Source organism: Amycolatopsis sp. NPDC114504 (genome assembly GCF_055633595.1).
Genome location: NZ_JBVKDU010000003.1, coordinates 95,843 through 108,424, shown reverse-complemented (window position 1 = coordinate 108,424; position 12,582 = coordinate 95,843). Strand labels below are relative to the sequence as shown.

Here is a 12,582-nt window from a genome sequence, read left to right as displayed (position 1 = left end):
CGGGATCAGCGTACGGGGCACCCGGACAAGCCGTACGACTCGCCCTAACGGGGGATGAACCGGTCACGAGAGGTCAACGCGCGTCGGGTTCCGGGTTGTTGCCCGCCCGCGCCAGGAAGTCGAAGTCGCAGCCTTCGTCCGCCTGCGTGATGTGTTCGCTGTAGAGCGCGCCGTAACCACGCTCGAACCGCGGCGCCGGCGCGGCCCACTCCGAACGACGTCGCGCCAGCTCCTCATCGGACACCTCGAGCCGCAGCGCCCGGGCGGGCACGTCCAACGTGATCAGGTCGCCGTCGCGGACCAGGGCCAACGGCCCGCCCACGTGCGACTCCGGTGCCACGTGCAGCACGCACGCCCCGTAGCTCGTGCCGCTCATCCGGGCGTCGGAGATGCGGACCATGTCGCGGACCCCGGCGGCGAGCAGGTGCGAGGGGATCGGCAGCATCCCGTACTCGGGCATGCCGGGGCCGCCGAGCGGGCCGGAACCGCGCAGCACCAGCACCGAGTCCGCGGTGATCGACGGGTCGTCGATCCGCTTCTTGAGGTCCGCGTAGTCCTCGAACACCACCGCCGGCCCGGTGTGCGTCAGCAGGTGCGGCTCGGCGGCGATGTGCTTGATCACCGCCCCCGACGGCGCCAGGTTGCCGTGCAGCACCGCCACTCCGCCCTCGGCGGCCAGTGGGTTCTCGCGCGGCCGGATGACGTCGTCGTTGTGCACCTTCGCCTGGGAAAGGTTCTCGCCGAGGGTGCGGCCGGTGACGGTGGGCCGTTCGAGGTGCAGCAGGTCGGTCAGCCGCGACAGCAGCCCGGGCAGGCCGCCCGCATAGTAGAAGTCCTCCATCAGCCAGGCGCCGCCGGGACGGATGTTCGCCAGCACCGGCACGCGCCGGGCGAGCGCGTCGAAATCGGCCAGCGAGACCGGGATCCCGCTGCGCCCGGCCATCGCGATCAGGTGGATCGCGGCGTTGGTCGACCCGCCGAGCGCCAGCACCGTCGTGATCGCGTCCGCATAGGCCCGCTTGTCCAGGATCTGCCCCACGGTCAGGTCTTCCCAGACCATGTCGACGATCCTCGCGCCACTCGCCGCGGCCATCCGGTGGTGCGCGGAGTCGACGGCGGGGATCGACGCGGCTCCCGGCAGCGTCATGCCGAGCACCTCGGCGGCCGACGTCATCGTCGACGCCGTCCCCATGGTCATGCAGTGCCCCGGCGACCGCGCGAGACCGCGTTCCAGTTCGGACATCTCCGCGTCGCCGATCAGCCCGGCGCGCTTGTCGTCCCAGTACTTCCACATGTCGGTGCCGCTGCCGAGGACCTCGTCGCGCCAGTGCCCGCGCAGCATCGGCCCGGCCGGCACGAAGATCGCGGGCAGCCCGGCGCTCGCCGCGCCCATCAGCAGCGCCGGCGTCGTCTTGTCGCAGCCGCCCATCAGGACGGCGCCGTCGATCGGGTAGGACCGCAGGATCTCCTCGGTCTCCATCGCGAGGAGGTTGCGGTAGAGCATCGGGGTCGGCTTCTGGTACGTCTCCGACAGCGTGGCCACCGGGAACTCCAGCGGGAAGCCGCCGGCCTGCCAGACGCCGCGCTTGACCTGCTCGGCGCGTTCGCGCAGGTGCATGTGGCAGGGGTTGATGTCCGACCACGTGTTGAGGATGCCGATGACCGGTTTGCCGAGGTGCTCTTCCGGGTTGTAGCCCAGTTGACGGCCGCGGGCGCGGTGGCTGAAGTTGCGCAGCTCGTCGCCGCCGAACCACCGGTGGCTGCGGAGCTCCTCGGGTGCTTTCATGCGATCCAGTATGGCATCTGATATATGATCGCGGGGGCCTGGTTGAATGGGGTGCGACACGAGCGAGGAGCGCAACATGACCGGGACGTTCAGCCTGCCCGCCTCCCGGACCGAAGTGGTCCTGGAGGAGATCCGCCGCGGCATCCTGACCCGCGAGCTGGTGCCCGGTCAACCCCTCGTCGAAGCGGAGCTCGCCGCGCGGCTCGGCGTGTCGAAGACGCCGGTGCGCGAGGCGCTCAAGGTGCTCTCGAACTCGGGCCTGGTGACGTTCAGCCCGTACAAGGGCGCGTCGGTGGTCCTGGTCGACGCCGAGCTCGCGAAGTCCGTCTACGACGTCCGGATGGTCCTGGAACCCGAAGCCGTCCGGCGGACCGTCGAGCGGCGCGACTCCGCGTTGCTCGACGACGCCGCGGAGGCGCTCAAGGAGGCGTCGACGGCCATCGCCGACAAGGACCAGGCCGCGCTGAGCCTGCTCAACCGCCGCTTCCACCGCGCCCTCTACCGCGGCTGCGGCAACCCCCTGCTGGTCTCCATCCTCGACGACCTCAAGGACCGCGCGGCCCTGATCAGCGTCGTCGGCTGGGAAGCCAACCCCAGCTGGAAGAAGGAGTGGACGGAGCACAAGGCGGTGCTCGCGGCGGCCAAGAAGGGCGACGCCGACGGGGCCGCGGCGCTCCTCAAAGACCACATCGGCGGGTTCCTGGAACGGGTCCTCAAGGCCATCGGATGAGGCTGCTGCTCATCTCCGACACCCACGCCCGTCCGCTGCCGGCGCAGGTGTGGGACGAGGTGCCGGCGGCCGACGTCGTCGTGCACGCCGGCGACTGGGTCGAGACCGGCCTGCTCGACGAGCTCGAAGCCCGCAGCAAGCGGCTGATCGGCGTCTACGGCAACAACGACGGCGCCGACCTGCGCGCGCGGCTCCCGGAGATCGCGCGGGCGGACCTCGGCGGCGTGCGCTTGGCCGTGATCCACGAGACCGGCGCGAAGCAGGGCCGAGAGCAGCGGTGCGACGCGCAGTTCCCCGACACCGACGTGCTGGTGTTCGGGCACAGCCACATCCCGTGGGACACGACGACCCGGGCGGGGCTGCGGCTGCTCAACCCCGGTTCGCCGACCGACCGCCGCCGCCAGCCGTTCTGCACGTACCAGACCTGCCGCATCGAGAGCGGCACCCTGAAGGACGTCGAGCTGCACCAACTGCCCCCGAGGGGGTAGACAGGTCCCATGGATCCGGCATGGGCCTTGCGGGAGATCGCGTTCCAGCTCGAACGCGCGGGAGAACCGACCTACCGCGTCCGCGCGTTCCGGAACGCGGCCGCGACCGTCGACAAGACCGACGCCGGGCAGCTGGCGCAGATGGCCGAGAACGGCACGCTGACGTCGTTGCCCGGCATCGGGAAGGCCACCGCCGGCGTCATCGAGGACGCGCTGGCCGGCCGCGACCCGGCGTACCGGGGGAAGATCGTCGAGAAGGAACTGCCCTCCGGCGAACCACTGCGCTCGGCGTTGCGCGGCGACTGCCACACGCACTCCGACTGGTCGGACGGCGGCAGCTCGATCGGCGAGATGGCCGTCGCGGGGCGGGACCTGGGCCACGAGTGGATGGTGCTGACCGACCACTCGCCGCGGCTGACCGTCGCGAACGGGCTCTCGCCGGAGCGGCTGCGGACGCAGATGCTGATCGTCGCCAAGGCCAACGAGCTGATGGCCCCCTTCCGGCTGCTGCAGGGCATCGAGGTCGACATTCTCGACGACGGCGCCCTCGACCAGGAGGAAGACCTGCTGGGGGAACTGGACTTCGTCGTCGCCAGCGTGCATTCGAAGCTGCGCATGCCGGCGCGCGACATGACCCGGCGGATGCTGGCCGCGGTGCGCAACCCGCACGTCCGGGTGCTGGGGCACTGCACCGGACGGCTGGTCGTCGGGAAGGGACGTCCGCAGTCGGAGTTCGACGCCGAAGCGGTGTTCACCGCGTGCCGCGAGAACGGCGTCGCGGTGGAGATCAACTCGCGCCCGGAACGGCTCGACCCGCCGATGAAGCTGCTGCGCCTGGCCGCGGAGATCGGCTGCGAGTTCGCCATCGACAGCGACGCGCACGCGCCGGGCCAGCTCGACTGGCAGGGCTACGGCTGCGAGCGCGCGATCGAGGCGGGGATCGGGCCGGAGCGGATCATCAACACCCGCACGGCGGACGAGCTGCTCAGCCGCTGATCTCGATGACGGGGTGCTTCGCCGGGTCGAGCCAGCGCAGGAGCGTTTCGAGGTCGGGCTTCGGGATCGCGACGCAGCCCGCGGTCGGCTTCCCGTTGGCGACATGCAGGAAGAACGCCGAGCCGGCGCCGGGGACCACGGGAGCGCGGTTGTAGTCGATGACGACGGCGTGGGCGTAGACCGGGCCCGCCTCGCCGAGGTTCTCCCCGGCGGTCTCGTCGAACGGGCACGTGCCGGGGGCGCACGAGAAATGCGTGTTGTAGTAAGGCGATCCGGCGTCGGAGACCCACCAGTCCGAGGTGGTGACCTCGCGGTAGGGCAGCCGGGTCCGCGCGGGCTCGCTGCCGAACGCTTCGGTGAGCGGCCACACGCCGGCGGGGGTGCGGGACGTCGCTTCGCTCGCCTGCCCGACGCCGCTCTTGCCGACGTACGCGGAGACGGGGCCGTGCGCGCGGACCCAGTCGCCGCCCTCGCGTTCCCAGGCGGTGAGGACGGCCGTGGCCGCGCCGGCCGAGGCGGCGACGACGCGGACCACCTGGCCCGCGCCCCCGCTGAACGCCGTCGACGCGGTGGACGCGGCGCCGGCCGGGGTGGCGGCCCCGGTCAGCAGCGCGGCCGCGGCCAGCGTGGCACCGAGGGATCTCCTGCGCATGCGGGAGAGTTTACCGGTGCCACGCGGGCCGCGCCGGGCGTCAGTTGATGGTGTAGCTGTCCCCGTAGACCTTCCACTTCAGCGGGGTGTGCAGGTCGAAGTTGCCCGCGTTGAGGAACACCAGCTGCTCGGTGTCGACGCGGGAGGTGTCGGCGTGCGCCTCCTCCTGCTTCATGATGACCTTGCGGGCGTCGAAGAACGCCTTGAGGTAGGTCGTCTCGTTGCCGCCCTGCGCCGGCGTCTTCGCCTTCTTCATCGCGGCCTTGCGGATGCCGCCGAAGCTGTCCGAGCTGTCGCCGGGGCCGTGCATCACGATCGCGTCGTAGTAGGCGAACTGGCCGAGGTTGCTCAGGCCGTCCGACTTGCCCTGGCTCACCGCGGGGTTGAAGTACACGCGGTCGCGCTCGCTGTTCTGCGCGCTCTGGAACTCCGTGGTGGCCGCGGCCTGCTTCCACGCGCTTTCGAACGCCGAGCCGAGCCCGCTGTGCGAGTCGGTGCCGTTCACCTTCCGCAGCGCGGGAAGGTACTTGGCGAGCGGGTTGTTCGGGACGGAGTTCGTGTACGCCTCGACGAGCTCCAGCATGTCGCCGGTGCCGGAACAGAACCCGATGATGCCCGCGGTGTAGCCGCGGCCGTCACCGATGTCCTCGATGTACTTGTACTGCGCTTTCCAGTCCAGCGAGGAGTTTTCCGCGCTGGAGACCAGCTTCATCGCGATCTCCTTCTTCGCCGCGACCGAAAGGTCGCCGGTGGCGAGCACGGACGCGCTGCTCGCGGCCAGTGGCGCGGGTGTCGCCGAGGAGAGTGCGGGAGTGGTGATCACGAGGGCGGCGACGGAGGCCGCGCCGAGCGCGCCGATGAAGACCGGCCGCAACTTCTTGCTCATGGGAAAACCCTTTCCGCGGGGATCGGCCGTGGGGGAGCACGGCTTTCTGGCATGGCGGACGAAGCCCGTAATTCGGCGGCTCGCGGGAACCGTCGCCTTCGGGACATCGGGTGGTGCTGCGGCGTAGCGCCACGGTAGCGAAGGGTGAGGGGCTTCACAAGAGGCGGAAGACGTTCACGTTCCTGAACAGCGCGTTTCCGTCCTCAGTGGACACGGATTCGGCAATTAGGTAAATCCGGGAAGGGAAAACAGACTATTTCGCGGGGTCAGCGGATCCCGGTGAAGATGCGGATGACGTCCGGCAGCACGTTCACCGGGATCGTGGGGTCGATCGCCCGCTGGACGCCGAGGCCGATGCCGAGGCTGAGCAACGCCGTCGCGGCGTCGTCGGCCGACATCGGGAGCGTGATCCCGAACCGCTCGGCGTACCCGGTGAGCAGGCCCGCGATGGTGTCGCGAATCGCCTTGTCCCGCGTCGCCAGTTCGGCGCGCACGTGCGGGTTGCGCCGGGCGTTCGTGGCGAACTCGACCTCCAGCGCGGTCCACGCCTCGTCGCCGATGCTGCGCTCGGCCCAGGTCTGGAACGCGGCGAGCAGCCCCTCGACGCCGTCGGCGCCGACCAGCGCTTCGGCGACCAGTGCGACCTGCTCGTCGTGGATCCGGTCGAGCACCGCGAGGCAGAGCTCGTCCTTGTTGCGGAAGTTCGAGTACACCGCACCCTTCGAGTACCCGGCTTCGTCCGCGACCTTCTCCAGCGACGTCAGGGAGTAGCCGTCGCGCAGGAAGAGCAGCTTGGCGGTCTCGATCAGCTGCTCGCGGGTGCGCGCCTGGCTTTCCGCGCGGGTGAGTCGGGCCATGACCGCCACTCTAGCGAGGTCCGGAATCGGGGTACCGTGAGTATTGGAATACTGTTAGTCTCCGAAATATGGAGCAACGCCACTTCGCGGTCCTCGTCGTCGGTGCCGGGGCGTCCGGGCTGGGTGCGGCCATCCGGCTCGGCCAGGCCGGCGTGGACGACCTCGCCGTGCTGGAGAAGGCCGACGCGCTCGGCGGGACCTGGCGGGACAACACGTACCCGGGCTGCGCGTGCGACGTCCCGTCCGCGCTGTACTCGTACTCGTTCGCGCCCAACCCCGGGTGGACGCGGGCGTTCGCCGGGCAGGCCGAGATCCGTGCGTACCTGGCGGACACCGCGTCGCGGTTCGGGGTGACGTCGAAGATCCGTTACGGCGTCGAAGTGACCCGCGCGCAGTGGAACGGTTCCCGGTGGGAGCTGGAGACGTCCCGGGGTCCGTACACCGCGCGGATCCTGGTCGCCGGCACGGGTCCGTGGCACGAGCCGTTGATGCCCGACCTGCCGGGGCTCGCGGACTTCCCGGGCGAGGTCTTCCACTCCGCGCGCTGGAACCACGACTACGACCTGGCGGGCAAGCGGGTCGCGGTGATCGGCACCGGCGCGTCGGCGGTCCAGTTCGTCCCGCGCATCGCGGGGGAAGTGGCGCGGCTGCACCTGTTCCAGCGCACGGCGCAGTGGGTGCTGCCGAAGCCGGACCACCACGTTCCCGGCGTCGAGCGGTTCCTGCTGCGGCGGTTCCCGGCGCTGCAGCGGGCGTTGCGGAGCGCGGAGTACGGCGTGATGGAGACGCTCGGCTTCGGGTTCCGGCACCCGTGGCTGCTGCGGCAGGTGCAGAAGATCGGCCTCGCGCACCTCCGGCTGGCGGTCCGGGATCCCGCGCTGCGCCGCGCGTTGACGCCGGACTACACGCTCGGCTGCAAGCGGCTCCTGATGTCGAACACCTACTACCCGTCGCTGACGAAGTCCCATGTGGACGTTCACCCGACGGCGGTGCGTTCGGTTTCCGGCGATCGTGTCCTGGGCGCGGACGGGTCGGCCGCGGAGGTCGACGCGATCATCTTCGGCACGGGCTTCCACATCCTCGACATGCCGGTGTCCTCCCGGGTCTTCGACGCCGACGGCCGGAGCTTGGACGACCACTGGAAGGGCAGCCCGCGGGCGTACGCGGGGACGACGGTGGCCGGGTTCCCGAACCTGTACCTGCTGCTGGGGCCGAGCCTGGGAACCGGGCACTCGTCGGCGTTCATGATCCTGGAGGCCCAGCTGCGCCACACGGTGGCGGCGGTGACCCGGACGCTGAACTCGGGCTGGGAATCGGTGTCGGTGCGGCCGTCCGTCCAGGACGCGTTCAACGCGGAGGTCCAGGCGGCCCTGCCGGGGACGGTGTACCAGTCGGGCGGGTGTTCGAGCTACTACACGGACGTCAACGGGCGCAACAGTTTCAGCTGGCCGTTCTCGACCGGACGGTTGCGGTCGACGGTGGGGAAGTTCGACGAGGCGGACTACGAGATCGGCAGGGTCTCGGCGCAGGTCGGTCGTGAGTGAGAAACAGGGTTAGAACACTGTTTCTCACTCACGACCGGTCAGTCCCACTCCCAGCACATGCCGTAGACGCCGGGCTGGGCGTCGAGCACCGCGATGTGGCTCGTCGCGCTCGGGCCCACCGGGAGCTCCGGCCGGTCCGCGGCCGGGCCGCCCTCGTGCGGGCGGTGGTAGCGGTAACAGCGCACCGGCACCGCCGCCGGGTCGAAGCACGCCTGCAGGACGATCTGCCGGGCCGGTGCGCGCACACCGAACTGCAGGTAGCTCGTCTCCGGGGGCGTTCCGTCGTAGCCGAACTCGAAGTCGAACACGTACGTCTCGCCCGCCCGCAGCGGGTAGTCGAAGCGCAGCTCCAGCGCCACCAGCTCGGAATCCGCGTCGCGGCGGACGCGGCCCGGGCGGCAGCTGTGCGCCGAGCGCAGCACCGGCCGGTGGCCGCCGCCGGTCTGGGGGCGGAAGAACGACACCCAGCGGTCGACGCCGTCCTCGCGGCTGGTCACCACCAGCTCCGAGCGGACCGACCGCTCGGTGCGGTCCGGGCCGAGCTTCGCGCGCTGGTGCACCGAAGCCAGCGCCAGGCGCGCGTTGCCGTCGAGGTCGATGCCGTCGCACGAGGCCAGCTCCGTCGGCTCCGAGCCGAGCGCGCCGGCCAGGCTGATCCCGCCGGGCCACGGCTCGACCCGGCGCTCGCGAGGCCGCGTGACCAGCGCCGTCAACGCGTCCGCGGGCAGGCCCAGACAGCCTTCGGCCACGCCCACCGCGTGCAGCGAGCGGTGTCTTTCGGGGTGCCGGCGGCCGCGGCGCCAATAGCTCAGCGTCGCCAGGCTGACCTGGGCGCCGTGGGTGGCCATCCGCCGCTGCAGGGCCTCCAGGCTCAGCCCGCGGTGCCGGATCGCGAGGTCGAAGGCCACCTCGAACGGTCCCTCCCGGATCGCCTCGGCGACCTCGGTGTTGTCCTCGGGGAACGCTTCCATTCGCGTAAGCATGAATACCGGACGCATCCGGCGCAACGAGGCCTGCCACCAAAGTAGGGGGCAGGCCTCGTCGGGGGATCAGCCGACGGCGACCGCCGTGTCGTCGACGGCGAACGACGTCTGCAGCGACTGGTCCTCCGTCCCGGCGAACTTCAGCGTGATCGTCTGCCCGGCGTAGGAAGACAGGTCGAGCGTCTTCTGCGCGTAGGCCGAGTTCCGGTCGAGGTTCGAGTACGTCGCCAGCGTCGTCGAACCGGCGGAGACGACGAGCTTGTCGTACGCGACGTTCTCGGTCTCGGCCGTCCACACGCGCAGCCAGAACGTCAGGCTCGCCCGGCAGCCGGCGGGGATGGTGACCGCCTGCGTGAGCGTGTCCGTGTGCGCGGAACCCCAGCCGCCGAGCCAGGAGTCCCAGGTGCCCGAGCGCGCCGGCGCCTGGCTGCCGAACTGGCCGATCGTCGTGTTCGGGTCGGTCCACGACGCCTTGCCGGACTCGAAGCCCGGGTTCTGCACCAGCTGGCCGCTACACCCGCCCGGGGGAGGCGTCGTCGTGGTGGGCGGGGTCGTGGTCGTGGTCGGCGGCGTGCCGGTGCACGTCGGGTCGCCGGACTGCGCCGGGACGCTCACCGCGTTCCACGCCGCCTTGACCGCGTCGAACTCGGCGCAGCTGTCCGGGTACAGGTTCTTCGCGGCCTGCAGCGTCCACGTGCGGTAGCGCAGGTAGGTGCTGCCGGACGTCTTCAGCTGCACGGCGCCGTGCATGATGTTGATCGCCTTGCGGATGCCGAGGCCGGTGATCGTGGTGTTGTTGCACGTGGAGCTGGTCGGCTGCCCGTTGGTCGGGTTGCTGCCTTCGGCCAGCAGGTAGAACCAGTGGTCGCCGGGCCCGGCCGCCTTGTGCACCTCGGCGTTCGGTGTCGAGCTGGAGTAGCAGCTCGGGTCGCCGACCTTCGACGGGTCGTACATGTACCGGATCGCGCCGGTGCCGACCAGGTTGACCTCCTCGCCGATCGCGTAGTCCGGCGGGTCGTACTGCGACGGCTCGTTCGCGTAGAACTCCGTCGCCGTGCCGAAGGTGTCGGCGATGAACTCCTGCGTGCCGCCGCCGGAGAAGCCGCCGGAACCGGAGTAGTCGTCGATGCCGTGGCCCATCTCGTGGCCGAGGATGTCGAGCGAGCCGACCCACTCGCCGCTCGGGTTGTGCCCGAGGTTCACGTACGCCGGGCGCGAGTTGTAGTAGTACGCGTTCTCGTCGTCGAGGCCGACGCGGATCTTCCACGCGCCGCCGTTGCCGGTGAAGCCGTTGCGGCCCACCCACTCCGAGAGCATCTTCTTCTCGGTCTGCGCGACGAACAGCGCGTCCGCGCAGCCGGTCTCGATGTTCGTGCCGGTGCCGTTGCCCCAGCTGTCGTCCGGTCCGGTGAGGACGGAGTCGCTGCTGTAGTTGCGGCAGTCCAGGTTGGGCGTGTTCGGGTCGGCCATCGAGTACGTGCTGCCGGACTTCGTCGTGTTCAGGGCCAGCGGCGACGGCCCGTTCCACTTGCCGGTGCCGGTGCCCGCGGCGACGTGCTCGACGGTCCGCAGGACGCGGCCGTCCACGGCGTCGACGTAGACGCTCAGGCTGCTCGGCTCGCCGCGGGAGTCGGTGCCTTCGACGTTGCTCTCGTAGGCGAGCCGGCCGCTGCCGTCGGCGACCACGACGAGCTTGCCGCCGGGTAGGCTATTCGGTCCGCGGACCTGGTTGCGCGCAACGGTTTCGGCCTGCTGCGCGGTCAGCTTCGCGCCGTGGACGTCGAGGTCGCCGAGCGTCTGGTTCTGCGCGACGGAGGTGGTCTTCACGGTGCCCGTGGCGTCGGTGGCGATGACCAGGTCGCCGCCGATCACGGGCAGGCCGTCGTAGGTGCGGTCGTAGACGACGTACGACAGGCCGGCCGCCGACCGCACGTCCCGCTGGACGAACTTGTCGTGCGCCCCGGCGTGGAGGGCGGCCGGCCGGGTGTTGACGAGCCCGGCCGCGGCGCTCGTGGCGTTGGCCTGGGCCTGCGCGGCGGACGGGGGCGGCTCGGGGGCGGGCTGCGCGGGCGCGGCGACGGCGATGCCGACCACCACCATGCCCGCCGCCGTCGCCCCGCCGAGCGCGGCGAACCGTTGCGGCAATCTCATGACGCTCCTTGCGAAAAACGCGATGGGGGAAGGAGAACCCGATCGACGCTAACCGCGGGTGAGGAGCGGCAGAAGATTCATCACAGCACCGGAATTTCACGTTCGGTGCTGTGAAAGCGTGAAATTCAGAGGGTCGCGAACCGCATCCCGGCTTTGGTGAGCCGCTCGATCAGCGCGTCGCCCATCGCGGTCGCCGTGGTGACCTGGCCCGCCGTTTCCGGGAGCTTGTCGGTGGCGAGGCACAACGCCGATTCCGCGAGCATCTTCGCCGTTTCGTCGTAGCCGGGATCGCCGCCGGACACCTCCGTCACGACCCGCGAACCGCCGCCCTCGCCGATGAACCGCACCGAGAACCACGACCGGGCGCGACGCTCGGGGCTCGGGCCGTCGCCGGGGGCGAGCAGGCGGGAGAGCCCGCGCCGCGCGGGCGGGATCTGCGCCGCCGCGAACAGCGCGCCGACCCCGAGCGCGCCGCCCGCCAGCACCGGCAGGTGCTTGACCGCGGCGAAGTGCCGGTAGGTGAAGTCCGGCCCGTAGCGCTCGGACGCGGCCGCGGACCGGCGCACGATCTCAGGGTCGATGGTCGGCAGCGGCACGGCCCACCAGCCGGCGTCGGCGACCCGGTGCGGCCGTCCGAGCGGCGCACGGGCGAACCGCCCGGCCGGCCGAGGTTCGGCGGCGGACCGTTCTTTCGCCACCCGAGCCCCGGCGGGGAGCCGGGACATGATGGTCAGCGCGCTGAGGAAGGTGCCACCCGAGGGCATCCCACTGGCCCGGACGTAGCCGTCGACCTTCAGCGGCACGCCTTCCGGCAGCTGTTTGACCGTGAAGTAGGCGCCGAGGTCGTGCGGGATCGAGTCGAAGCCACAGGCGTGCACCAGCCGCGCACCGGTCTCCCGGGCCCGGCGGTCGTGCGCCAGGTACATCCGGTCGACGAACTCGGGCTCACCGGTCAGGTCGACGTAGTCGGTACCGGCCGCGGCGCAGGCGGCCACCAGCGGCTCGCCCTGGGTGAGGTAGGGCCCGACGGTCGTGATGACCACCTTGGTGGCCTCCGCGACCGCTTTGAGGGAGGCGGGGTCGCCGGAGTCGGCGACGAGCAGGTCGAGCGCGGCGAACCGGTCATCGATGTCAGCGAGCCGCGCGCGGACGGCCTCGAGCTTGCCGAGGTTCCGGCCGGCGAGCGCCCACCGCAGGTCCGCGGGCGCGTGGCGGGCCAGGTATTCGGCGGTGAGGCCCCCGGTGAACCCGGTGGCGCCGAAAAGGACCACATCGTGCGCACGCATGTTTCCTCCAAGGGGACGTCGACGGCGGACGCGCCCATGTTACCCACGGGTCACTTCCGGCCGCTGAGGTAGACGGGGGCGGGCGTGGGCCCCGCGAGGTCGCAGGTCACCGCTGTGGGTGACGGCTGCAGTGGCGCTGCCCTGTCGCCGCCCGCCTTGGGTTACTCGCGGCCGCCGGAGTCGGTGAGGGCCGCTGCGGCCATCGCCACCCGGCCGATCACCT

11 protein-coding genes are annotated in these 12,582 nt (G+C 71.0%); 4 read left to right on the top strand and 7 right to left on the bottom strand.

Annotation, left to right across the window (positions count from 1 at the left end; translation table 11 throughout):
* Window positions 1-73 precede the first annotated feature (73 nt).
* On the bottom strand, window positions 74-1,786 hold the full coding sequence (gene araD / locus ACZ7PG_RS21815; RefSeq protein ID WP_470240924.1) for an L-arabinonate dehydratase: 1,713 nt from the start codon (window positions 1,784-1,786) through the stop codon (window positions 74-76).
* Window positions 1,787-1,862: 76 nt separating this feature from the next.
* On the opposite strand from araD, the gene ACZ7PG_RS21810 reads away from it, so the two are divergent.
* From ACZ7PG_RS21810 to ACZ7PG_RS21800, 3 genes are read left to right on the top strand one after another with little or no spacing between them, the layout of a single operon-like run.
* Window positions 1,863-2,516 carry a GntR family transcriptional regulator gene (locus tag ACZ7PG_RS21810; protein WP_470240923.1) on the top strand — a complete coding sequence of 218 codons (654 nt, stop codon included), beginning with the start codon at window positions 1,863-1,865 and terminating at the stop codon, window positions 2,514-2,516.
* Entirely contained in the window at window positions 2,513-3,004 is a 492-nt protein-coding gene (locus tag ACZ7PG_RS21805; protein ID WP_470240922.1) for a metallophosphoesterase family protein, read from the top strand. The genes ACZ7PG_RS21810 and ACZ7PG_RS21805 overlap by 4 nt, the downstream gene beginning before the upstream one ends.
* 9 nt (window positions 3,005-3,013) lie before the next feature.
* Complete coding sequence (locus ACZ7PG_RS21800) at window positions 3,014-4,000, top strand: PHP domain-containing protein (protein WP_470240921.1); 987 nt, start codon at window positions 3,014-3,016, stop codon at window positions 3,998-4,000.
* Here ACZ7PG_RS21800 and ACZ7PG_RS21795 read toward each other — a convergent pair.
* The 3 genes from ACZ7PG_RS21795 to ACZ7PG_RS21785 form a co-directional block, all read right to left on the bottom strand.
* Window positions 3,990-4,652 carry a L,D-transpeptidase family protein gene (locus ACZ7PG_RS21795; protein WP_470240920.1) on the bottom strand — a complete coding sequence of 221 codons (663 nt, stop codon included), beginning with the start codon at window positions 4,650-4,652 and terminating at the stop codon, window positions 3,990-3,992. The genes ACZ7PG_RS21800 and ACZ7PG_RS21795 overlap by 11 nt on opposite strands.
* A gap of 40 nt (window positions 4,653-4,692) precedes the next feature.
* Window positions 4,693-5,538 carry a chitosanase gene (locus ACZ7PG_RS21790; protein WP_470240919.1) on the bottom strand — a complete coding sequence of 282 codons (846 nt, stop codon included), beginning with the start codon at window positions 5,536-5,538 and terminating at the stop codon, window positions 4,693-4,695.
* Between the two features lie 266 nt (window positions 5,539-5,804).
* Complete coding sequence (locus ACZ7PG_RS21785) at window positions 5,805-6,395, bottom strand: TetR/AcrR family transcriptional regulator (RefSeq protein WP_470240918.1); 591 nt, start codon at window positions 6,393-6,395, stop codon at window positions 5,805-5,807.
* A 68-nt stretch (window positions 6,396-6,463) separates the two neighbouring features.
* On the opposite strand from ACZ7PG_RS21785, the gene ACZ7PG_RS21780 reads away from it, so the two are divergent.
* Window positions 6,464-7,939, top strand: a complete 1,476-nt coding sequence (locus ACZ7PG_RS21780; protein WP_470240917.1) for a flavin-containing monooxygenase — start codon at window positions 6,464-6,466, stop codon at window positions 7,937-7,939.
* 38 nt (window positions 7,940-7,977) lie between these two features.
* Here the strand turns inward: ACZ7PG_RS21780 and ACZ7PG_RS21775 are convergent, their stop codons facing one another.
* The 3 genes from ACZ7PG_RS21775 to ACZ7PG_RS21765 all read right to left on the bottom strand — a co-directional run bounded on the left by ACZ7PG_RS21775 (window position 7,978) and on the right by ACZ7PG_RS21765 (window position 12,359).
* A complete protein-coding gene (locus tag ACZ7PG_RS21775) occupies window positions 7,978-8,910 on the bottom strand; it encodes a hypothetical protein (protein WP_470240916.1) in 933 nt (310 codons plus the stop codon).
* Between the two features lie 78 nt (window positions 8,911-8,988).
* A complete protein-coding gene (locus tag ACZ7PG_RS21770) occupies window positions 8,989-11,073 on the bottom strand; it encodes a M4 family metallopeptidase (RefSeq protein ID WP_470240915.1) in 2,085 nt (694 codons plus the stop codon).
* 125 nt (window positions 11,074-11,198) lie between these two features.
* Complete coding sequence (locus ACZ7PG_RS21765; protein WP_470240914.1) at window positions 11,199-12,359, bottom strand: saccharopine dehydrogenase family protein; 1,161 nt, start codon at window positions 12,357-12,359, stop codon at window positions 11,199-11,201.
* Window positions 12,360-12,582: the final 223 nt, after the last annotated feature.

Coding starts and splice junctions, on each gene's coding strand:
- araD (WP_470240924.1), bottom strand. CDS start 1,786: ATGAAAGCACCCGAGGAGCTCCGCAGCCACCGGTGGTTCGGCGGCGAC.
- ACZ7PG_RS21810 (WP_470240923.1), top strand. CDS start 1,863: ATGACCGGGACGTTCAGCCTGCCCGCCTCCCGGACCGAAGTGGTCCTG.
- ACZ7PG_RS21805 (WP_470240922.1), top strand. CDS start 2,513: ATGAGGCTGCTGCTCATCTCCGACACCCACGCCCGTCCGCTGCCGGCG.
- ACZ7PG_RS21800 (WP_470240921.1), top strand. CDS start 3,014: ATGGATCCGGCATGGGCCTTGCGGGAGATCGCGTTCCAGCTCGAACGC.
- ACZ7PG_RS21795 (WP_470240920.1), bottom strand. CDS start 4,652: ATGCGCAGGAGATCCCTCGGTGCCACGCTGGCCGCGGCCGCGCTGCTG.
- ACZ7PG_RS21790 (WP_470240919.1), bottom strand. CDS start 5,538: ATGAGCAAGAAGTTGCGGCCGGTCTTCATCGGCGCGCTCGGCGCGGCC.
- ACZ7PG_RS21785 (WP_470240918.1), bottom strand. CDS start 6,395: ATGGCCCGACTCACCCGCGCGGAAAGCCAGGCGCGCACCCGCGAGCAG.
- ACZ7PG_RS21780 (WP_470240917.1), top strand. CDS start 6,464: ATGGAGCAACGCCACTTCGCGGTCCTCGTCGTCGGTGCCGGGGCGTCC.
- ACZ7PG_RS21775 (WP_470240916.1), bottom strand. CDS start 8,910: ATGGAAGCGTTCCCCGAGGACAACACCGAGGTCGCCGAGGCGATCCGG.
- ACZ7PG_RS21770 (WP_470240915.1), bottom strand. CDS start 11,073: ATGAGATTGCCGCAACGGTTCGCCGCGCTCGGCGGGGCGACGGCGGCG.
- ACZ7PG_RS21765 (WP_470240914.1), bottom strand. CDS start 12,359: ATGCGTGCGCACGATGTGGTCCTTTTCGGCGCCACCGGGTTCACCGGG.